The sequence below is a fragment of the Paenochrobactrum pullorum genome (assembly GCF_041929845.1).
Taxonomy (GTDB): domain Bacteria; phylum Pseudomonadota; class Alphaproteobacteria; order Rhizobiales; family Rhizobiaceae; genus Paenochrobactrum; species Paenochrobactrum pullorum.
In genome coordinates this window covers 817074-839246 of record NZ_JBHEEH010000001.1, presented here as the reverse complement: position 1 = coordinate 839246, position 22173 = coordinate 817074, and the positions used below count along the sequence as shown (strand labels likewise).

At 50.0% G+C, this 22173-nt stretch carries 18 protein-coding genes; 2 read left to right on the top strand and 16 right to left on the bottom strand.

The genetic code is table 11. The features are described 5' to 3' along the window. Positions 1–4: 4 nt before the first annotated feature. The 6 genes from lpxK to JNC77_RS03865 all read right to left on the bottom strand — a co-directional run bounded on the left by lpxK (position 5) and on the right by JNC77_RS03865 (position 5734). Positions 5–1024: a tetraacyldisaccharide 4'-kinase gene (gene lpxK, locus JNC77_RS03890; RefSeq protein ID WP_374829609.1), complete on the bottom strand. Its 1020-nt coding sequence runs from the start codon at positions 1022–1024 to the stop codon at positions 5–7. Then, positions 1024–2376: a lipid IV(A) 3-deoxy-D-manno-octulosonic acid transferase gene (waaA, locus tag JNC77_RS03885; protein ID WP_374829607.1), complete on the bottom strand. Its 1353-nt coding sequence runs from the start codon at positions 2374–2376 to the stop codon at positions 1024–1026. The genes lpxK and waaA overlap by 1 nt, the downstream gene beginning before the upstream one ends. After that, entirely contained in the window at positions 2373–3173 is an 801-nt protein-coding gene (locus tag JNC77_RS03880) for a lysophospholipid acyltransferase family protein (RefSeq protein ID WP_374829605.1), read from the bottom strand. Before JNC77_RS03880 ends, waaA begins: the two co-directional genes overlap by 4 nt. A 100-nt stretch (positions 3174–3273) precedes the next feature. Continuing rightward, complete coding sequence (locus JNC77_RS03875) at positions 3274–3534, bottom strand: DUF4170 domain-containing protein (RefSeq protein ID WP_374829603.1); 261 nt, start codon at positions 3532–3534, stop codon at positions 3274–3276. Positions 3535–3585: 51 nt separating this feature from the next. Further along, positions 3586–4377, bottom strand: coding sequence for a 3'(2'),5'-bisphosphate nucleotidase CysQ (locus JNC77_RS03870; protein ID WP_374830487.1), 792 nt, complete (start codon positions 4375–4377; stop codon positions 3586–3588). 19 nt (positions 4378–4396) lie between these two features. Continuing rightward, entirely contained in the window at positions 4397–5734 is a 1338-nt protein-coding gene (locus tag JNC77_RS03865) for a TldD/PmbA family protein (protein WP_374830485.1), read from the bottom strand. A gap of 174 nt (positions 5735–5908) precedes the next feature. Here JNC77_RS03865 and JNC77_RS03860 point away from each other — a divergent pair, with 174 nt between their 5' ends. Continuing rightward, positions 5909–7747 (top strand): monovalent cation:proton antiporter-2 (CPA2) family protein, encoded by a 1839-nt coding sequence (locus JNC77_RS03860; RefSeq protein ID WP_374829601.1) that lies wholly within the window; start codon positions 5909–5911, stop codon positions 7745–7747. Here the strand turns inward: JNC77_RS03860 and JNC77_RS03855 are convergent. The 5 genes from JNC77_RS03855 to JNC77_RS03835 form a co-directional block, all read right to left on the bottom strand. Further along, complete coding sequence (locus tag JNC77_RS03855) at positions 7726–8577, bottom strand: patatin-like phospholipase family protein (RefSeq protein WP_374829599.1); 852 nt, start codon at positions 8575–8577, stop codon at positions 7726–7728. The two genes, JNC77_RS03860 and JNC77_RS03855, sit on opposite strands and share 22 nt — an antisense overlap. Positions 8578–8600: 23 nt before the next feature. Beyond that, complete coding sequence (locus tag JNC77_RS03850) at positions 8601–9923, bottom strand: M16 family metallopeptidase (RefSeq protein ID WP_374829597.1); 1323 nt, start codon at positions 9921–9923, stop codon at positions 8601–8603. Beyond that, a complete protein-coding gene (locus JNC77_RS03845) occupies positions 9923–11443 on the bottom strand; it encodes a M16 family metallopeptidase (protein ID WP_374830483.1) in 1521 nt (506 codons plus the stop codon). The genes JNC77_RS03850 and JNC77_RS03845 overlap by 1 nt, the downstream gene beginning before the upstream one ends. Positions 11444–11633: 190 nt before the next feature. Continuing rightward, positions 11634–12242: a 16S rRNA (guanine(966)-N(2))-methyltransferase RsmD gene (gene rsmD / locus JNC77_RS03840; protein WP_374829595.1), complete on the bottom strand. Its 609-nt coding sequence runs from the start codon at positions 12240–12242 to the stop codon at positions 11634–11636. Beyond that, on the bottom strand, positions 12172–14136 hold the full coding sequence (locus tag JNC77_RS03835) for a pseudouridine synthase (protein WP_374829593.1): 1965 nt from the start codon (positions 14134–14136) through the stop codon (positions 12172–12174). Before JNC77_RS03835 ends, rsmD begins: the two co-directional genes overlap by 71 nt. Before the next feature lie 180 nt (positions 14137–14316). Between JNC77_RS03835 and JNC77_RS03830 the strand changes: the two genes are divergently transcribed. Next, positions 14317–14793 carry a nucleoside deaminase gene (locus JNC77_RS03830; protein WP_374829591.1) on the top strand — a complete coding sequence of 159 codons (477 nt, stop codon included), beginning with the start codon at positions 14317–14319 and terminating at the stop codon, positions 14791–14793. Positions 14794–14865: 72 nt separating this feature from the next. On the opposite strand, the gene JNC77_RS03825 is transcribed toward JNC77_RS03830, so the two are convergent. The 5 genes from JNC77_RS03825 to JNC77_RS03805 all read right to left on the bottom strand — a co-directional run bounded on the left by JNC77_RS03825 (position 14866) and on the right by JNC77_RS03805 (position 21670). Continuing rightward, positions 14866–15498 (bottom strand): hypothetical protein, encoded by a 633-nt coding sequence (locus JNC77_RS03825; protein ID WP_374829589.1) that lies wholly within the window; start codon positions 15496–15498, stop codon positions 14866–14868. 163 nt (positions 15499–15661) lie between these two features. Next, positions 15662–18574 carry an isoleucine--tRNA ligase gene (gene ileS, locus JNC77_RS03820; RefSeq protein ID WP_374829587.1) on the bottom strand — a complete coding sequence of 971 codons (2913 nt, stop codon included), beginning with the start codon at positions 18572–18574 and terminating at the stop codon, positions 15662–15664. 277 nt (positions 18575–18851) lie between these two features. After that, the gene (locus tag JNC77_RS03815) at positions 18852–19676 is read right to left on the bottom strand and encodes a MipA/OmpV family protein (protein ID WP_374829585.1); all 825 of its coding nucleotides are present in this window, start codon (positions 19674–19676) and stop codon (positions 18852–18854) included. Positions 19677–19766: 90 nt separating this feature from the next. Continuing rightward, complete coding sequence (locus JNC77_RS03810; RefSeq protein WP_374829583.1) at positions 19767–20789, bottom strand: bifunctional riboflavin kinase/FAD synthetase; 1023 nt, start codon at positions 20787–20789, stop codon at positions 19767–19769. 32 nt (positions 20790–20821) lie between these two features. Then, positions 20822–21670, bottom strand: a complete 849-nt coding sequence (locus JNC77_RS03805; protein WP_374829581.1) for a TIGR01459 family HAD-type hydrolase — start codon at positions 21668–21670, stop codon at positions 20822–20824. Between the last annotated feature and the right edge of the window lie 503 nt (positions 21671–22173).

Genomic DNA, 22173 nt, shown 5'->3' with positions numbered 1-22173 from the left:
TTAATTATTGTCGAGCTTCAAAGCGCTGCAAAACCGTTGAGAAAATGGTTTTTGCAGCACTTTTGTCTGTAAAGCTCAATTCCACATCCAACACTGACAGTTTCTCAACAAAGCTTCGGTCTATATCCGGCTGTGAAGCCAAGCGCACATAATCCTTGGCAGTCGTAATCAAACGAAGGTTATTAGCTGCCGCTTCATCGTGCAATTGTGCAATATCTTGTGGCGTAAACGGGTGATGATCGGCAAATTCGCGCGTCGCGCCAATAACGGCGCCAGTTGCGCGAAGGCTTACAAAAAACTTCTCCGGATTGCCGATACCTGCAAAAGCCAAAAATTGACCATTTGCTAAATCACTCTTTGATGAAGCTTGCAAAACCGCATCAAAAATTGGTTTACCAGCCGCATGCGCTTGTTTTATTAAATTGTCAGCCACATTTTGAGTGCCAATGCGCAAAATGCCATCGGTTTTTGCCATCTGCACATTGAGCGGCGCGCGTAATGGCCCTGCCGGAATAATCTTGCCATTGCCGATGCCGCGTGAGGCATCCACCACCAAAAGCGCGTAATCGGCATAAAGTCGCGCACTTTGAAAGCCATCATCCATAATGATGAAATCGCAACCGCGTGTTTTTAAAAATTCTGCGGCATGGGAGCGATCGGAGCAAACAGCAACGCTGGCATGTCGCGCCAATAATAATGGCTCGTCACCCACCAGCTTGGCACTATCGGTTTCAGGATCAACCAGATGCACACCGTTATAATTGCCGCCAAAGCCACGTGAAACGATACCGGGAATAAAACCTTCATCACGGGCAAGTTCGGCAAAGTAAATAGCAGTTGGTGTTTTTCCGGCTCCGCCAACCGTGTAATTGCCGATGCATAAAACCGGCACATCAATGCGGGCACCCACACGTTTAGTAAGATTACGGGCAGCAACCATGCCATAAATACAGGCCAATGGAGCCAGCAGAGCGGAGCGCCAGCTTGGAGCTTGCCACCAAAAGGATGGAGCCTGCCCCGCCATCAAGCGCCTCGTTTAGTCCGTTTTGGATTTTTGGCATCATCATGCGCCGCACTGGTCAATTGTGCTTGTACCAGCAACGGCTGAATAAACGGCTCCAGTGACAAAACGGTGCGTTCCAGTGAACCACGCATGTCAAGCACTGTACGCAAACCAGCCGCAATCATCACTTTCAGATGCTTTGGATTATTGAAAAGGAAATTAACCGCACCCGCGAGCATTTCACGGTCTTTAACCAGTCGCGCGCCACCGTTTTTAATCAGTCGCTGATAGGAATCACGGAAGCTCTGCACATTGCTGCCCGATAAAACCGCCGTATTGAGCATCGCCGGTTCCAGCGGATTGTGACCGCCCTCACCCACCAGAGATTTGCCGACAAAGGCAATATCAGTCAAACGCAGATAAAGCCCCATATCACCGATTGTATCGCCCATGAAAATGGCCGTATCCGGCTCGATCACGTCACCGCGGCTTTGCCTTGCCACTTTCAAACCATGGGTCATAAACATGGTTTCCAGCTCATCCGCGCGCACCGGATGGCGCGGCACCACGATGGTAAGCAAATCAGGATGGCGTACGGTCAGCATTTTATGCACCTGCGCACAAATTTCTTCTTCGCCTTCATGCGTTGAAACCGCCGCCCAACGCTTGCGCGTACCAATTTCGTCCAACATACGTGCCAGCGTCTGTTTGTCGATCGGCGGCGGGGCGCTATCAACTTTCAAATTACCGGATACAGTGACAGGACGCGCCCCAAGAGCACGGAATCGCTCCGCATCCAGTTCGGATTGCGCAACAACATGTGAGAAATTCGCAAATAAAGCCTCGGCAATAGAGGAGCGTTTTTTCCAAGCAGCAAAGGAACGGTCAGACAAACGGCCATTGACCAGCACTTGCGGAATGCGGCGCGTCCCCAGCATCTGGATCGTGGTCGGCCAAATTTCCGATTCACACGTAATTGCCAAATCCGGCTTCCAATGGTTCAAAAAACGCTCGACCGCCGGTTTCAAATCCAGAGGCACAAATTGGTGGATAATATGATTACTCATATGATCGGCGACCAATTTTGCCGATGTCATCGTACCGGTGGTGAATAAAACAGTGATATCACGGCAAGCCAACCGCTCAACCAATGGCATAATGGCAGTGGTTTCGCCAACACTTGCGGCATGAACCCAAATCAACGGACCGTTTGGGCGGGCAATGTTGGTTTTGCCATAGCGCTCATTGCGGCGCTGACGGTCTTCTTTGCCCTTTAGCGTACGATAGCGCACATAGGTACCAACAAACGGGTAGAGACAAGTTCCAATGACCCGATAAGCGGTCAGCACATTGCGCGCCCAGCGTTCGCTCATGATGCTTTCTCCAAAGCGGCAGCAGCTTGCGCTGTAGCCTCGTTTAATTTTTGTGTCAGTTCCTGACGCTTGGCTTCCAAAATTTCCGCATCAGCATCAGCAGGTACCCAAACCGGTTCGGCTGCAATCACCATTGCCCGTCCGAAGGGTAATGGAATAGTGGTCTTGTCCCAAGTTTTTTCAAGAACTATTTTACGAGTAGACGCATAGGCTGTCGCAATTATGGGGCGGCCTGATAATTTTGCGAGCAAAATAATTCCCTCTCCCGCCTCACGCGCCGTTCCATGAGCAATATCAGCAATCATGGCTGCGGATTTGCCATTTTTCAATGCATTTTTTAAAGTCAGCAATGCGCGTGCGCCGCCCTTTTCAACACGGGTTGTTTCTGCGCGACCGCCAGAACCACGCACAATTTCCAAGCCCAAACGTTCGGCCACTTTCGCATTTAATTCCGCATCATTAGAGCGCGAAAACATCGCAACAGTTGGTGCGGATTTCGGGCGCACAAAAGGCCCCATTAAATGCTGACCATGCCAGAAGGTGACAATAAAAGGTGCAATTTCGCCCGCGATACGTATCGTTTCCTTTGCCGCTTTCGGCATTGGGTTGGTGAGATTGACCAGACGCAGATAATTGGTAATCAAGCTAACCAACAATGATTTGACAAATGCTGAGCGTGCCAGCGGCCCGCGAATTTTACGCCAAAACGGCTTTAAAAAGCCCGAACGCTTTTGTTCCGGTTTTTCTTCACCGGAAGGTTCAGGTAGTACAGCGCGATCTGCGTCTTGATTATTCACGAATAGCGTACTCTTGAAGTTATTAAAACAATATCAGCGCAAACTATGGTCTGACGGGATTTAACAGACCGGCTTGCGCTGATAAATCTTAAGAAAAATATTAGCTCTGCGAGCTGATAGAAGCTGCGGCAGTCGCAGGATCCAGCAGGCGATGCATATGCACGATGAAATAACGCATATGCGCGTTATCAACAGTCTGTTGTGCTTTTGAACGCCATGCGTGCAAAGCGGTTTCATAGTTCGGATAAATACCAACCATATCAATTTGGTCTAAATCACGAAACTCCATCGAGTTGAGGTTTTTCAGCTCACCGCCGAAAACCAAATGAAGCAATTGTTTTTTATCGCCGTCGTTGCTCATAATGATCCATTCCTGAAACAGTTCGATTTAACCGCCTGCTTAGCGCAATGCTTAAGCGGCGACAACACTCAACATCTCTTCCAGCAATTTACCGCTGGAAGCAACCAATGCGCCCTGCCCCGATGATGCCCCGCCATAATGAAGCGGCACACCTGCCACATCCACCAGACGGCCTCCGGCCCGGCTTAAGATCAGATCAGCAGCCGCCAAATCCCAATCATTGGAATGAGGCCGCACAAATGTACCCGCAATTTCACCACGCGCCACCATACCAATACGATAAGCCAATGACGACACATAAGGGTGTAGATGCACACGATCACGTAAATTATCCGGCAGGCTGTCAAAAGCGGAGCGCGATAAAGCAATGCTCAATGGTTCACCTGCATTTTGACTGCCCACACGGATCGGCAAATTATTTTGCAAAGCAACACCATTGCAATGAGCTTCCAGCACTTCACCGCGCACGGAACACTCCAAAACACCGGCAAGTGGGCGGCCATTTTCGATAATCGCAATGCTCACGCACCATTGATCATCACCACGAATAAATGAACGGGTGCCGTCGATCGGATCAACCACAAAGAACCGCTGACGTGGCACCACATCGCGCTCATCGACCGTTTCCTCTGATATCCAGCCGTAATCGGGGCGCGCTTGCAGCAATGTTTTGCGCAAATAATTATCGACGGCAAAATCTGCTTCTGTGACAGGCGAGTTACCCTCTTTATACCAGACATCCGGATCTTTTTTGAAATAGTGCAAAGCAATGCTACCCGCTTCTGCCGCAGCTTGCTTCAGCAGCGCCAGTTCATCTTGCGGAAGCGGCAGGTTTTGCATCATCTCGTTAATTTCCGGCCCATTAGTTTCCGGCAAGCGTCATTCCTTCAATTGCCAAAGTCGGAGAGGTCATACCAAAGTTACGATCAATATCCGAGGCTGGTGTCATATTCAAAAACATATCCTGCAAACGGCCGGCGATGGTGACTTCCGAAACCGGAAAGGCCAATTCGCCATTTTCAATCCAGAAACCCGAAGCACCACGGCTATATTCACCGGTAACCATATTAACACCTTGACCGAAAACTTCCGTCACATAAAAACCAGTGACGATCTGTTTGATCAGATCTTCTGGTGTTTGTTCACCCGGTTCAATGGCAAAATTGGTGGAAGCCGGAGAGACAACCGAACCGGAACGCACACCGCGGCCATTGCCTCGAAGGCCCAATTCTCGCGCCGTTGAACCCGATAATGTCCAATGCTGCAAGACACCATCTTCTACCATCACCAATGGCTGACCTTCAATACCTTCACCATCAAAGGGACGTGAAGAGGAGCCGCGCACACGCAGCGGATTATCGGTGACATTAATGCCGGATTTTAAAATCTGCTGCCCCATTTTATCGCGTAAAAAGCTGGTTTTACGCGCAACAGAGGCACCATTTATTGCACTAGCCAAATGGGAAGCCATGCCGCGCGCAATACGCGGATCAAAAATGACATTCACCGGCCCTGTCGCCACTTGCCGCGCATTGAGACGACGTACAGCGCGCTCACCGGCATTACGTCCAATCACCTCCGGCACTTCCAGATCAGCAAAATGCAGACGCGAACTAAAATCATAGTCGCGCTCCATGCTGGTGCCCTCACCGGCAATAGCGCTGACCGAACGGCCGAAACGCGAAGCCTGATAGGCGCCCGAAAAACCGTTTGAGGTAACCAGCACCAAACCTCCCAGGCCAAAGGAAGCACCAGCTCCACCGGAATTGGTGATGCCTGATATTTCAAGCGCTGCGGCTTCCATCGCCAATGCGTCTTCGGTCAGGCGCTGTGAGTTCAGTTCCGTCGCATCAAACAGATCAAGATCACGCGGATTTTTAACGTGAAGGCTTGGATCGGCCAAAGCCTCATATGGGTCTTCAGGTGAAACCTTGGCCATTGCAACGGCGCGTTCTGCCAGTTGCTTCGGATCAGCACCACTATTGGCCGCAACACTGGCCACACGTTTTCCCACGAAAACTCTTAGGGAAAACTCGTCGCTCTCAGATGATTCGGTGCCTTCAACTTTACCAAGGCGCACACTCACGCTGGTGGAGCGCGCCCGCACCACAACCGCATCTGACGCATCAGCGCCTGCCTGTTTTGCAGCCTCTACGAGGCGAGCAGCCTGATCGATCAATTTAGAGGCGGCATCAGTCATCTTTTTCACGCTTACCCAGAATATTATTTGCATCAAACAAGTTGATGATTATTCAATATTTGCTAGACCTGAAACTGAATCCGGCCATATCTTTCTTGTATAGGGTGCAATTCTTGCCCCTTCAAGGCAAGCTCGCCTAATTGCTAACAAACAGATCACATTCAAGGCCGAATTATGCTGGAAGACGGCGGACATCTTTACATACAAGCGCTTCTGATTCTTGGCGGTGCTATTCTCGCAGCGCCCTTGTTCAAAAAACTGGGGCTTGGTACCGTGCTTGGCTATCTCGCGGCCGGTATCACCATCGGCCCTGTAGCGCGTCTGATCAGTGACGGCGAAGAGCTTTTGCATTTTGCCGAACTGGGCGTCGTGTTTCTGCTTTTCGTCATCGGGTTGGAACTCAAACCATCCCGTCTCTGGGCGCTGCGCCATTCGATTTTTGGCCTTGGAAGTTCACAAGTTCTCCTTACCGGTGCAGCCTTGGCTTTTGCCGGTTTTCATCTGGCGGGTTTAAGCGTCAATGCGGCGATTATAATCGGTTATGGTTTGGCATTATCTTCCACCGCTTTTGCGATGCAGGTTTTGCAGGATCGCGGCGGCACCAACCAAAAATATGGTCAGCGCAGTTTTTCCATTCTGTTGTTTCAAGATTTGGCGATTGTGCCAATTCTGGCAATTATTCCGGCTCTTTCACCACTTGAAGAACAGGCAAGCGCCAGCTTCCATATTGCCACCGCCATTGCCGCAATCACAGCCTTGGTTGTCGCCGGCCGTTATCTGATTAATCCGATGTTCCGTATCATCGGTAATACCGGTGCGCGTGAAGTGATGGTTGCTGCCGCGCTTTTTATCGTGCTCGGCTCCGCAATGCTTCTGCAATATGCCGGTCTTTCCATGGCGATGGGAGCGTTTATTGCAGGTGTGCTGCTGGCAGAATCATCCTATCGCCATGAGCTGGAAGCCGATATTGAACCGTTCCGCGGTATCTTTTTAGGGCTGTTTTTTGTGGCCGTCGGTCTGTCGCTCAACTTGTCCGTAATTGTAACCCATTGGCAAGCCGTATTGATTGCTGTGCCTATTTTTATGTTCATCAAAGTAGTGATCACCTATTTATTGTGCCGGATTTTCCGCTCCAACCACAATGATGCTGTCCGCGTAGCGTTTCTGCTGCCGCAAGGTGGTGAGTTTGCCTTTGTGCTGTTTTCAGCCGCCTCTGCTGCTGCGATCATCACCAGTGCTTTGGCATCCGAACTGGTGGCGGCTGTTACTGTTTCGATGGCGCTCACCCCTCTCTCGGTTGCAATCGGCAATAAGCTACTTTTCAAAGATAAAGAACAAGCCGCACCGGAAGAAGATTTCAACGGAGCTGGCGCCGATATTTTGATGATCGGCTTTTCCCGCTTTGGCCAGATCACTGCGCAGATTTTGCTGGCAGGTGGTGTCAGTGTAACCGTGATTGATACATCTGCTGATCGTATCCGCGCAGCTGGACGTTTTGGTTTCCGCATTTATTATGGTGATGGCACCCGCAAGGATGTGCTGGAAGCTGCCGGTATCCGGCAGGCAAAAATCGTTGCCGTCTGCACCCAAAACAAAGAAACCACCAGCCGCATTGTCGAGCTGGTGCAGGCAAGCTACCCGGACGCAAAACTATTTGTGCGCGCCTATGACCGCGAACATAGTCTTGAGCTACGTGCTCATGGCGTCGAATATGAACTGCGTGAAACGCTGGAATCGGGTCTGATGTTTGGTCGCAAAGCGCTTGAAGCCTTGGGTTCCAGTGAAGCAACAGCCTATTCGATTGCCGAGGATGTTCGCCAGCGCGATGAAGACCGCCTGCATGTGCAAATGGCAGAAGGTATTCTGGCTGGCCGTCACCTGCTCTTTAACAAGCCGGTGACACCTGAACCGCTACTTAAACCTTCACGTCAGGGTAAAGCACTGGATCAAGCCACTAAAGAGCAAATTGATGCCAATGATGATGAAAACATTCAAACGCCAGCGGCGGAATGAGTTTTAAGAACATCATCAATCGCATATTTGAGATGATCGCGCACTTTCTCACTTTGTGTGAGAATTTGCTCGATTTTCCAAAAATCAATCAGACTTATATGCGATACATCCGGACTTAAAAATATATCCGGTTTGCAATTCAAAAATTTATTGGTGACGATGGAGCGCATGGTGAGCATATTGGATGCCATCATCGCTTCAATTGTTGTCGGCATTCGTTCACTATCAGATGGAGGAACACCAATAACGTCGACCGCAATGATAATGTCAGCTTTATCGCTCAAAAGGTCATAGGGCACAGGATTGAACAAACCGCCATCGAGATAAATACGGCCTTCGCGACGAACCGGCGAAAACAATGGCGGGATGGCACAGGAAGCAGCAATGGCAGAGCGTAAATCACCAGTATCAAAAACAGTTTCTCTGGCCGCATAATAATCACATGCGGTGATTTGGAGGGGAATATTTAACCCGGCAAAATCAACCGGCACCTGATCGGGCAGAAAAGCTGCAATAATTTTTTCAATATTGAATTGGCTGAATTTTAAACCGCCATGAAACAGATCAGACAGGCTTTGCGGCTTTGTCTGCCAGATACGTTTGGCTATTTCCGTATTATGGGTGAAAATCTCGGTCATATAGGCACGAATTTCGCTGCCTTTCATGCCGCAGGCAAGCCCCGCCCCCATGATTGAACCAATAGATGACCCGGCAATAGCCACCGGTTTGATACCCAGTTCGTCCAAGACTTCAATAATGTGAATATGGGCAATACCGCGGGCGCCACCACCGCCAAATGCTACGGCAAAAGTCGGTGATGACGTCGTCATATTCTATCCCGCTTACTTCATTATTACTGGGCAGGCCCGACAATCAAAATTGCCGGATCTGTATTGAAAAGTTTGGCAGCCACTGCTTTGACCTGATCAGCCGTTACAGCATTAATCAAATCAATACGCTCATCGAAGAAGTCTATTGAGCGTTTTGCGTCCTGCAAGCCAACCAATGTATTAGCCACAGCCGATGAAGAATTGAGATTATTCACCGCATAAGAACCAATGACATAGTTTTTAGCCGTTTGTAACTCTGCCTCTGTCGGGCCTTCAGCCGCCATTTTCGCCACTTGTTCGCGGATGATTTTCAGCGATTCTTGTGCTTTCTCAGGCCGTGTCGCGGTGCCAATCATCAAAGCGTTGGCGTGATCACGTACCTGCAACCCGGAAGAAACCGAATAAGCAAGGCCGCGCTTTTCACGCACTTCTTCATAAAGACGTGAAGAGAAACCACCACCCATAATCTGGTTCATCAGATAGGCTGCAAAGAAATCAGGATCATCCAGATCGACACCCGGATAGGCAAATGTCAGCGAGGTTTGCGGCAAATCATAAGTGACCGATGTGGTCACACCAAAACCAAGTTTGGCATCAGGCACCGGTACCAGTTCCGAACTTGCCGGAAGGTCACCAAAAATCTTATCCAAAATCGGGGCAAGTTCATCTGCTTTAATATCACCAACCACACTGATATTCAGATTATCACGGGCAAAATTCTTGCGATGAAATGCTTTCAGATCATCCGGTTTGATGCTGTTAAGCGATGCAACAGTACCTTCACTTGGACGTGCATAAGGATGTTTGCCGTAAAATGCTTCAGCAAATTTACGTGATGCAATAGAATCCGGATCACGTTGTGATGCTTCAATACCTGCAATCAGCTGATAACGGATACGATCCACTGCATCCTGATCAAAACGGGGTTCATTGACCGCCAGTTTCAACAAATCAAAGGCTGCGTCTTTGTTTTCGCTCAGCATTTTCATGCCGCCGATAATCTTGTCTTGCGAGGCATAGAAACTCATTTCCGCGCCAAGATTATCCATATTTTCCTGAAAACGATCGGCATTCTGGTCGCCCGCACCTTCATCAAAAAGGCCGGTCATGAGATTTGCCAATCCTTCTTTGCCGTCAGGATCTTGTGCAGAACCGCCTTTGAGTGAAAAGCGGATGGAAATCAGCGGCACAGACGCATCGGAAACCAGCCACGCTTTGACACCTTTTTCCGATGTAACTGTCTGAATATCAATTGCATATGCCGGCAGGCTCAACAATAAGACAGCCGATGCAGCAAGCACCAATGTTTTGAACGAAGACAACTGTTTTTGAAGATGTTTGAACATTATTGTACGCCTCCGCTTGGCTGCTCACCCTTTTCAGGCGCGGCACTGTCCGCTTCTGCCTGCGATACGGCTACCGCAGATTTCGGCTCCATATCAGGAGGCAATAAATAGCTGGTCACGGTTTTCTGTTTTGAGAGATAACGGTTTGCCACATCTTTGACCTGGTCAGCTGTTACCTTTTTGATTTTTTCCGGCCAGCCCTGAATATCTTCAATGCTCTGACCAACAGAAAGACCTGCACCATAAATGCGCGCCATTCCGGCCTGACTATCACGGGCAAAAATCACTGATTTCATCAAGCGGTTACGTGCCTGATCAAGCTCTGCTTCGCTCACGCCATCCTTGATGATCGCAGCCAACTGATCTTTCACTTGGAGTTCCAATTCACCAAGTGTTGTGTCACCACGTGGCGCACCAAACAGCGAGAATGTGCCATCATCCAGCGCATCGCCGCGATAACTTGCATCCACACCGCTGGCAATCGACTGCTTGACCATGAAATTCTGATACAATCTTGAACGGGTTGAGCCGCTCAAAATTTCACTGAGCAGACTAAGAGCTGCCGCATCGCCTTGCTTAGCGCCTTCAAACTGTGCTTCATTGGCATAAGAAGGCACCAGCCATGTGGTTGTAAAAGACGGTATGGTGACGCGCTCATCATGCAGCGTCACGATGCGATCAGCTTGCTTGGCAGGCTCCTGCACCCGCTCCCGATCGCCAGGCTCTGCACTGCGTTGCACTTTTGCCCAGCTGTTTTCGGTCAGTTCCAGCACTTTTTCCGGTGTTACATCACCGGTAATAATCAATGTGGCATTGTTGGGCGTATAATATTTCTTGTAGAAACTGATTGCATCATCAAGGCTCAGTTTTTCCATTTCCTGACGCCAGCCGATAATCGGACGGCGATAAGGATGATTATAGAAAATCGTCGCATTGGTGTTTTCAGAAAGCATCGCACCCGGATTGGAATCCACCCGCATGCGGCGTTCTTCGATAATTACTTCGCGCTCGGTGGTGACCGCCTCTTCATTCAAAATCAGGTTTTGCATGCGGTCAGCTTCAAATTCCATGACTTTCGGAAGAGCCTGCGGCGAAACCTGCTGATAGTAAGCGGTATAATCATAAGAGGTAAAAGCATTTTCCTGACCGCCATTTTCGGTCACATAATTGGAAAACTCACCTGCCTGAAATGTTTTGGTGCCCTTGAACATCAAATGCTCAAGAAAATGCGCGATGCCGGAAGTGCCTTCTTCTTCATCGGCAGAGCCGACATGATACCAGATCATCTGGGTGACAACCGGTGCGCGGTGATCGGGGATTACCACCACTTTCAAGCCGTTCTGGAGGGTAAAACTTGCAACGCCGTCAGAGGTTTTAATCTCAGGCTTTTCCTGAGAAGCGGTAGCCTGCGTTTGTACGGGAGCAACGGGTGCTTCGGCAAATGTATGTGTTGCTAAAACAGGAACAATTAAAAATGTTGAAACTGTAGTGGATATGAGTAAGCGACTAAGTGATCGAATTAACACCGAGCGTCATCTCCTGATTAATACAAGCCTTCAAGCCGGACAGAAGATATTGGATATATGACACAAATCTTCCGTCCGCACTCTATCATCAGGACATATTTCCATGCCCCGACCGGCTTTCAAATTCATTCATTGTGTTTGCCAGCTTAAACACAATCATGTTCTGTGCAAGATACTTATATGACTAATGAGCAAGCCTTATCAGGCGAATGGTGGTCAGTCCGTAATCCCGCTCATCCTCAATGACAAAACGCTCATCGAGATTAAGCAAAGCATCTGCTTCTTCTTCAAGAATGATAATTGCGTCAGAATTAAGCCAGTTGCCTTCCAGAGCTGCAGTCAAGGCTTTTTCACCCAAGCCCTTTCCGTAAGGCGGATCGGCAAAAACCACATCAAATGGCTCCAGCGTTCCCGCTAGCCCTAATTGACAAGCATTGCGGCGGAAAACTTTCGTCTGCCCCTGCAAACCAAAATTTTCAATATTTTGACGCAGCAAACCACGACCTTCAGCAGATTCCTCAATGAAAACGCCGTAGCGGCCGCCGCGCGACAAAGCCTCAAGACCCAATGCGCCTGTACCGGCAAAAAGATCGAGAATACGTCCATTCTCGATCTTGTCGGCATATTTATGCATCAAAATATTAAACAAGCTTTCACGGGTGCGATCCGTCGTTGGACGGATCGCATTTGTTTGTGGCGTAGCTAATGGCCGTCCGCGAAACTTACCGCCGACGATCCGCACCACGTCCTCCCGGTTTTCCACCTGAACGATTGCCACTGCCGGATGGTCCATCGCGGAAAGGCTTGTCGCCTCTCGGACGATCATTTTGCGGACGCTCGCTGCGCGGTTTGTCACTGCGTGGCTTGTCACCCCAAGGTTTATCACTACGTGGCTTATCACCAAATGGCTTGTCGCCGCGTGGCCTGTCACCGCGTGGCTTATCGCCCCAAGGCTTATCACTGCGTGGCTTATCGCCAAATGGACGGGCATCACGTGATTTTTCACCGCGGGAATAACCGCCGGCGAAATCTTCGGTGCGGCGGGCTTCGCGGGCGTTCTCACGTTCACGTTCACGGCGACCCGGACGCTTCTGCTCATCGTCAAAACGCGGACGGCTAGCACCCTCGGCGCGTGGACGGCGGTCGCCCTCTGGTCTTGGTGCGCGGTCAAAACGCTCTGAACGTTCACCACGGCCTTCGCCATAAGAACGCTTCTGGAATGAGCCTTCATCATCTGAACGGCGTGGACGCGGGGCATAATCACCGTCGCGCGGTTTACGCTCAAAACCACCTTGGCGGTCACGATCATTGGAGCGGAATGGGCGATCCGAACGCTCACCACGGGGTGCACCACCACGAGCTTCGCCAAACGGTTTGCGCTCACGTTTTTGATATTCGCTACGTTCTTCAGCCGCGGCTTCTGCTTTGGCGGATTGCGGACGCGCACCTGGTGCCATCCACACATTCACGCCACGCGGACGGCGGCTTTCTTCAACACGCTCGGTACGTTTTGGTTTACCTTGCGACGGACTAGATGAAATCCACTCACGCGGACGGCGAGGACGTTCATCCTGCTGTGCCTCATCACCACGCGGGGCACGAATACCGGCGCCACGGACATCAGAATTTGAAAATTCATTGATGATCGGTGCATCGAAATCGGCACCCGATTCTTGCACCAAACGTTCGCCCAGCTGGTCACGCAATGTACGGCCACGGATTTCACGCACGGCGCCCACTTCCAGATCGCTCAACTGGAAAGGCCCGAAAGACACACGGATTAAGCGACCAACAGTCAGGCCGAGAGCGCCAAGAATATTTTTGACTTCTCGGTTTTTGCCTTCGCGCAGACCGATATTCAGCCAGACATTGCTGCCCTGCTGACGTTCCAGTTGTGCATCAATGCTGCCATAGAAAATACCGTCAACGGCAATACCGTTTTTCAACTCATCCAGTTGTTCCTGTGTCACGCTGCCATGCGCGCGAACGCGGTAACGGCGCAACCAACCAGTGGTCGGCAATTCCAGAATACGCGACAAACCACCATCATTGGTCAGCAACAACAAGCCTTCGGTGTTGATATCCAAACGACCTACTGACAACACACGCGGCATATCTTCCGGCAGCGCTTCAAATACGGTCGGGCGGCCTTCAGGATCACGGTTGGTGGTCACAAGACCCGCAGGCTTGTGGTAAAGCCACAAACGGGTGCGTTCGGTCTGCGGCAGCAATTTACCATCAACTTTGATAATATCTGTACGATTGACGTTGAATGCAGGTGTGGTCAGCACTTTGCCGTTCACGCTGATGCGGCCGGCAGCGATCATGGTTTCAGCTTCACGGCGTGAAGCAATACCGGCGCGCGCTAAGCGCTTGGCAATACGCTCGGCTTCTTCAACGGACGCATCTCTGTCACCTACATCACGGCTGCGCGGGGCATCCCCCTTGTCGAAACGCGGCTTGTCACCGAATTTCTTTTCAAAACGTGGTTTGTCGTCACGATCGCGGCGTTCACGGCCATCACGTCCTTCACCATCACGGGCACCAAATTCGCGTGGGCGACGCTCGCCATCGCGCTCGCGGGGTTTGAAACCTTCACCGCGGCCTGTTCTTTTATCTTGATCGCGGTTTTCTCCGCGTTTATCGAAGGGACGCTTTTCGCCTTCTTCATTATGATCTCTGCTCATTTTAATAATGGCCTTTCAGCAGCGGTCGCAGCCGCGCCTTGCATTGATTTATGGACAATCATCAACGACGTTCATCAACGCTGGATAATTCCGTTGGTAAATGGTTCCGGTTTTTAAGTTTATGCAGTAACAAATCAAATGGAAGCATGCGAGTAAAATTTCTACTATAGGCGATCAACAATGATGAAAAAACACCTTGAACAAGAAGATCCGCCCAAAAACAGATTTATGGCACAGGCTTTTGAGCAAGCACTTGAAGCGCAAGCCTTAGGCGAAGTGCCAATTGGAGCCGTGATCGTACTTGATGGCAACATTATTGCTCGTGCCGGTAATCGTACCCGTCTGCTCAATGATCCGACCGCTCATGCTGAAGTGCTTGCGATCCGGCAGGCGTGTGACCTGCTGAAATCAGAAAGACTACCTGACTGCGATCTATATGTAACGCTTGAGCCCTGCGCCATGTGTGCAGCTGCCATTTCTTTTGCGCGCATCAGGCGGCTTTATTATGGCGCTGCCGACGAAAAAGGTGGCGGTGTTGAATATGGCGGCCGTTTTTTCACCCAACCAACATGCCATCATGCTCCAGAAACTTATTCAGGCTTTGGCGAAACAGAATCTCAAAATTTACTGAGAGCGTTTTTTAAGCAAAGACGCTAAAAACAGATAAAGCCGGACAAAACCGGCTTTTTCTATCATCGACAAACTCACGCAAATTGATTGCGCGAATTGTTAGTTCCAAGGCATATAATCGCTCCAGCTTTTGCTCTTGCTGGCAGCTTTCTTACGTGCGCGTTCTTTTTTAGCCTCATCATCACCCTGCTCACCGATTGGGGCTGTGGCTGCAGGCTGGCGATAAGCCAAAGGTGGCTCACTCAAATAACGACGTTGATCCGGCGCGCCAACCTTCTGCAAATGCAGTTCTTTCTTGGCCTCGGCCACGCGTTTTGTCGGCGGCTTGGTCAGATCATAATCATAAGAAGCTGTTGAGTTGGCAGGCACATTGGGCTTCACCGCCGGACGATAAAATGGATTATCCTGATTGGCGGTAGCCTCATCACGCAAACGCTTGCGGCGTTGCTCAGGCGATTCCGGCCATGCTGCGCCTGATTGGGTTACCTTTTCCTGAGGAGCCGGCAAATGAGCAACCTGACCGGAAGCCGGGCGCACCAATTCAGGGCGCGGCTTATAATCAATCGGATCTTTTTTGGTTGCGGTTCCCAACGGAACAATGTTGGACACATCATCAAACAACTGCGCGCCTGCGCTTTTGTCGGTGCCATAGGTTGGTGAAGAAACGCACCCCGACAGGGAGAGACCGGCGACAGCCGTTGCAAGCACCAGAATTCTTCTATCAATCGTCATAAGCGCCACTTCTTTATCCGCATCTCCAGCGGTATTGTCGCATAAAACCGGCAACTCTATGACGAAGCCGATCCGTTCTTTAAAAAAAGCTTCTACAGGAGAGAAGCAAAAGCGGCAATCATGCAATTAATCTTTTATACATGACTGCCGCCAATCTTGATATTTAGGCCAGCTTACCCAACGCTTTTAATTCGTGCAAGGCTTCTGCATCACGCGCTGAAACGTCAGGGAATTCAGAATCACTGCCAACATCATCGGTGTAACGCCATGAACGCGCGCATTTGGTGCCACTTGCTTTTTCAGGAACAACAGCCACACCCTTCACATCGCTTAAATAAAAAGCTTCGCCAATGGCCGGCTGATCCGTAATGGTCAAACCACTGGTGATGCAGATTTCGGACATATCCAGACCTTCAAGCGCCGACATCAAAGAAGCATCTGTGATATGGACAACGGGCGCTGCTTCCAATGACGAACCAATGCGCTTATCCGCACGTTCCAGTTCCAACGCGCCTGTCACAACGCGGCGCACATCGCGCACTTTGTCCCATTTCGCGGCCAGAACCGGATTATTCCATTCTGACGGAATGGTGCGGAATTGCTCCAGATGGACAGAAACCGCATCTTTGTAGCGGTCAAGCCATGCTTCTTCGGTGGTAAATGGCAGCATTGGCGCCAGCCATGTCACGATATTATCGAAGAGATGACGCACGGTCTGAAGCGCTGCTTTACGGCGCACACTTGAAGGTGCATCGCAATAAAGCGCATCTTTACGTATATCGAAATAGAAAGCCGACAATTCGATATTGGTAAAGTCGATCAGGGCACGTGTGATACGCTTGAATTCAAAGCTGTCATACCCGTTGCGAACCAGCTCATCCAGCTCACTCAAGCGATGCAGCATCAGCTTTTCAAGTTCCGGCAGATCGGCATAAGCAACCTCTTCGCCTTCATCATGCGAAAGTGTGCCAAGCATCCAACGGACAGTGTTACGCAATTTACGATAAGCATCGATATTGGTCTGGATGATGCTTTTGCCCAGACGCTGATCTTCCCAATAATCCGAAGTCATCACCCAAAGACGCAGAATATCAGCGCCTGAATCCTTGATGATGTCCTGCGGTGTTACGGTATTGCCGAGCGACTTCGACATTTTCTTGCCGTGCTCATCCATGGTGAAACCATGAGTCAAAACTGCATTATAAGGTGCGCGGCCACGGGTTCCGCAGCTTTCCAGCAATGAGGAATGGAACCAGCCACGATGCTGATCGGAACCTTCCAGATAAAGGTCGGCCGGCCATTTCATGTCCGGACGGTCTTCCAGAGTGAAAACATGGGTGCAACCACTATCAAACCAAACATCGAGAATGTCGGTGACCTGCTCCCAAGGCTCATTAGAGCGATTACCCAAGAAACGCTCACGTGCACCTTCTGCAAACCATGCATCGGCACCTTCCGCTTCAAAGGCGGCCAAAATGCGCTCATTGACCGCTTCATCCACCAGAACGGTGCCATCTTCACTGGCGAAAACGCAGATCGGCACACCCCAAGCGCGCTGACGCGAGAGAACCCAATCCGGACGGTTTTCAATCATCGAACGCAGACGGTTCTGACCGGCATTTGGCACAAAACGTGTATCATCAATCGCACCCAAAGCGCGTGAACGCAGCGTCGTACCATCACCCAGTTCTTTGTCCATATAGACAAACCACTGCGGCGTATTGCGGAAGATGATCGGCTTTTTAGAGCGCCATGAATGCGGATATGAATGCTTCATACGTCCACGGGCAAAGAGAAGATCGCGTGCGATCAGTTCTTTGATAACAGCTTCGTTGGCATCGCCCTTCTTGCCATTATCATCAATAACGCGTGCAGCACCGCCTTCGCGGTCAGGGCCAAAGCCCGGTGCATCAGATGTGTAAAAACCAGCATCATCAACAGGGAAAGGAATGGCCGGGTTGATGCCGCGTGCTTCGAGTTCACGTGCCGCATCCATCCAAGCTTCAAAGTCTTCACGACCATGGCTTGGTGCGGTATGAACGAAACCTGTACCGGCATCATCGGTGACGTGATCACCGGCTACCAGTGGCACGGTAAATTCATAACCGCCGCCGAAGCCTTTCAGCGGGTGGGATGCAGTCATGCCATCGAGCTGCTCAACCGACACATCGGCCAAACGATTGAATGTCAGTTTGGCTTTTTTGAAGCAGTCTTCAGCCAGAGTATCAGCAAAAATCAGTTTTTCACCAACTTTAGGACCAAAATCGTTCTCAGCACCTGTGACCTCATAAAGGCCGTAAGAAACTTTCGGCGAATAAGCGATGGCGCGGTTACCTGGAATTGTCCAAGGGGTGGTTGTCCAGATCACGACATAAGCGCCGTCAAGTTCTGCCACATTGGTGACAGGGAACTTAACCCAGATCATATCCGATTCAACATCATGATATTCAACTTCAGCCTCAGCCAAAGCGGTACGCTCAACAACCGACCACATCACCGGCTTGGAGCCGCGGTACAACTGACCGGTACGGGCAAATTTCAGCAATTCACCGGCAATGCGCGCTTCCGCATGGAAGTTCATTGTGGTGTATGGGTTTTCAAAGTCACCGGTGATCGCCAGACGCTTGAATTCTTCTGTTTGCGCCTTGATCCAGCCCTCAGCAAATTCGCGGCATTCTTTGCGGAATTCATTGATCGGCACTTCGTCTTTATTCTGACCCTTAGCGCGGTATTTTTCTTCAATCTTCCATTCGATCGGCAGACCGTGACAATCCCAACCCGGCACATAGTTGGAGTTGAAACCACGCATCTGGAACGAGCGGGTGATCACATCTTTCAGCGTCTTGTTCAGCGCATGACCGATATGGATATTGCCGTTAGCATAGGGAGGGCCATCATGCAGCACCCAGAGCGGGCGATCTTTGGCATCTTCACGCAGTTTTTTATAAAGATTCATCTCCTCCCAACGCGCAACCAACAGCGGCTCGCGCTGCGGCAGACTTGCGCGCATGGGAAAGTCGGTTTGTGGCAGATTGAGGGTCTTCGAATAATCGATTTTTGCCGTTGTATCGGTCATATTATATACTTCTAGCCTGTTGCGCCCGTTCATTTTTATGCGGGCAAAAGGAAAATCAAAAAACAGGGGGCCGCGTCACACAGCCGTTCATACCCGGACCTTCCCACATTTGCGCCTTCAGGCGCCGGGGAAAGCCGGGCCAATAATTCGTATATTGGTTATAATAAGTGTCCGATAACATGTCATCATGGCAATGCTTTTAGCAATGCCATGCCAAGGAATAAAGACCTCAGGACAAGAATCTTTAACCCACGTGCTGATTTTTTATCGTTTGCGATCAATCCAGCGTAAAATCAAAGCGATAAGATGCGGTTAAGCCAAAGCTGAACTGGTTGCGCTTGCCACGCTCTTCCACCAGACTTGATTTTTTTGCAGGCCCCTGCAAGTGCTCATATTCGCCATAAAGACTGGTGGTGATCTTGTCGGTTGCTTTCCAGGTAACAGCAGCGCCTGCCCCTAAAGACTTCAAACCACCACCGGGATGATATTGCGATAACCCGCTTAATCGAGCCTCTTTGGCATCAACACCGTAATAGGATTTGAAATAGTCTTTACTGGCAAAATCAATACGCGGCCCGCCGGAAACACGTATAACCGGCGTCACATCATAAAAGGCATCTGCCGCCACTTCACCGACAATGCCTTTATGGGCACGAATACCTTGTCGCAGTTCGCCACGCACACGCATCCAGTCAACCGGATAAAATTCGGCAAAGCCACCGATCTCACCACCAAATTTAACCGGATCAAGACCTTCCAGATCATCGGAGGTGCCAGAATCACGTTTGAACAACAGTTTTCCGGCAAGTCCGGCCGAAAAACTATAAGTGTCAATGAGCGCAAATTCGAAATTGTCATTTTGGGAATCGAAACGTGGCACATCGCCAGCCCGCGTTAGTGAGATCAACGGTTCGCCAAAAAGCATCCGGCTGCTTGCACCCTCATAGCGCGGTGCAAGTTCACCTAAACCGCCAATGGTCAAAGACCAGTCACCTGCCCAGAAAGGTTTTTTCTCAAGCACATTCACATCATCGGCGGCTTGTGCAGATACAGCTGCCAATAAAACCAGAATAGCTACTGCAGTTAAATATGGCTTACGCAACACACTTCCCCTCAACCACACCAACAGTACAGTGCAGCTCTCTATAGCATATTGCAATAAAGCAGTAAATTTAACTTTAAACTGTCAGTTTTACGCCGGTGTAGCGGTTAAACAGTCAACACTACCATCAAATGAAAGCTTTTGATCAAGCGCAGATAATGGTTTGACTGCCGCGAGAAGTGCGCGTGCCTCGGCTTCATCCTGACGCATTTGCGCCATCAGCGGTTCCAAACCGTCAAATTTCACTTCACCTCGTAAAAAACCGAAGAAAGAAACAGTGGCCAATTCGCCATAAAGATCGCCGGAGAAGTCGAACAGGAAGGTCTCCAACAATGGTACACCATTGTCGGTGACAGTCGGACGGCGACCATAGCTGGCCACACCATTATAGAGTGAGCCATCCGCACGACGGAAACGCACAGCATAAATGCCATGTTTCAGATGAGTCTGTTCCGGCAAATGCATATTGGCGGTGGGGAAACCAAGCTCGCGGCCAAGTTTGCGGCCATGCACCACTTCGGCGCGCACCTGATAACGGTGACCAAGCAGCCCTGCAGCCTGAACTACATCACCGTCGCACAAGAAATCCCGGATACGGCTTGAGGATATCTGCGTCGAACCTTCATCACAAAAAGCATCGACTAATGTAACACTGAAACCGGCTTGCTGACCGGCCCGCACCAAAAATTCCGGTGTGCCACGGCGTGCTTTACCGAAGTGGAAATCGTAGCCGATCACCACACCACTGGCGGCAAAGTTTTCAACCAAGATTGTCTCGACAAATTCTTCAGCACTCAACGCTGAAAATTCAGCCGTGAAAGGTTGCTCGATCACTGCATCAAAGCCAAGTATTTCCAAGAGATATGATTTTTCGCGTGACGGCGTCAGGCGATCAACAGGCTCATCCGGTTTGAAGAAAGAGCGCGGATGCGGCTCGAATGTCAGGGCGATGCATGGCCGCCCTTCATTTGCTGCCTGTTCCAGTGCCTGTTGCAGCACAGCCTGATGTCCACGATGCACACCATCGAAATTACCGATCGCCACTACAGCATGGCGCAAATGTATGGGCAGATTATCGGTGGTATTAAGACGCTGAAATGGCTGTTTGGACATAAAATTGCTCTGTGCGTTTTATTTCAGTGCGATTAAACGAGATGCTTAATCGTCGCAACCGGCTGATGGCCATGCTTGTTCAAAAACACTTTCAGTTTTTCAACATTCATGGTTTCCGCATCAATATAATCAGCCGCATGAATACCGCCGGAAATATAAAGTACATCAACACCAAATTGTGCCGCACCCTTTACATCAGTCAAGATACCATCGCCAATAGCCAAGATGCGCGATTTTTCGACGCTCCGGCCAAGCAATTTCTCCGCAGCCTTTAATGCGGCCGCATAAATCGGATGATGCGGCTTGCCGGCAACTTGTGTACGCCCGCCCATCAAACCATAATCACGTGCCAAAGCACCTGCACACCAAATCATGCGGTTGCCGCGTTCCACGATCAAATCAGGGTTGGCACAAATAAACGGAAGATTACGGGCGCGGAAACGCTCCAGCATTTCGGTGTAATCTTCAGGTGTCTCCACCTCGTCATCAAACAAGCCGGTGCAGACAACGCCAGCGGCTTCAAACTCTTCCACCAATTCCACATCCAGACCATCAAAGATCGCATATTCATGATCGGCGCCGATATAGAAAACTTTGCGCGGACCTTCTGCGATCAGATCACGGGTCACATCACCCGAAGTCACAACCGCATCATAAGCATCATCAGGCACACCCAATGTGCCGAGCTGCGCCACGACGCCCGGAAAAGGACGCGGAGAATTGGTGACCAAAACAACCTTTACGCCTTTGGCGCGCGCGCGCTGCAAAGCTTTGCAGGCCAGCGGAAAAGCTTGCTCACCATTATGCACCACGCCCCACACATCGCAAAACAGCACATCATAATCATTGGTGAGATCATCCAGACGCTCAGGGAATTTCATGCCAATCCTCATTTAACAAGACGCAGGGATCATAAAAAGATCCAAGATTGATGAGCCATCATTGTTGATTGAAAATATGCCGGAGTTTATTTTTCCGCAAACCTGCACCAACAATAAGCAAATATTTTTATACTTGCTCCTCTAACCCATGCTCACGCTCATGTCACGCCTGCATACAAAGACAAGGCTTATCTATGCCGATAAATGACAAAAAAATGCAGGTTCTGATAAAATAGCATTTTTTTCAAACATCACTTTTCATAAAGCTGACATGTTTGCAGGGCTTGATAATGGAGTCTGATTTAATATGCCTCAACTAAAGGATAGAGAAAATTGCATTAATCTGCACGCATGGCGGATTTTGCAAAAAGACAAAAAATTGCATTTCTTTCTTAATCATAAATGCTTCGAGGCCTTGACATTAAAACAGGTCATTTCTATCTAATTAGCAGGTTAGCACTCATGACCATAGAGTGCTAATAACCGTGGATCACGAGATCCAT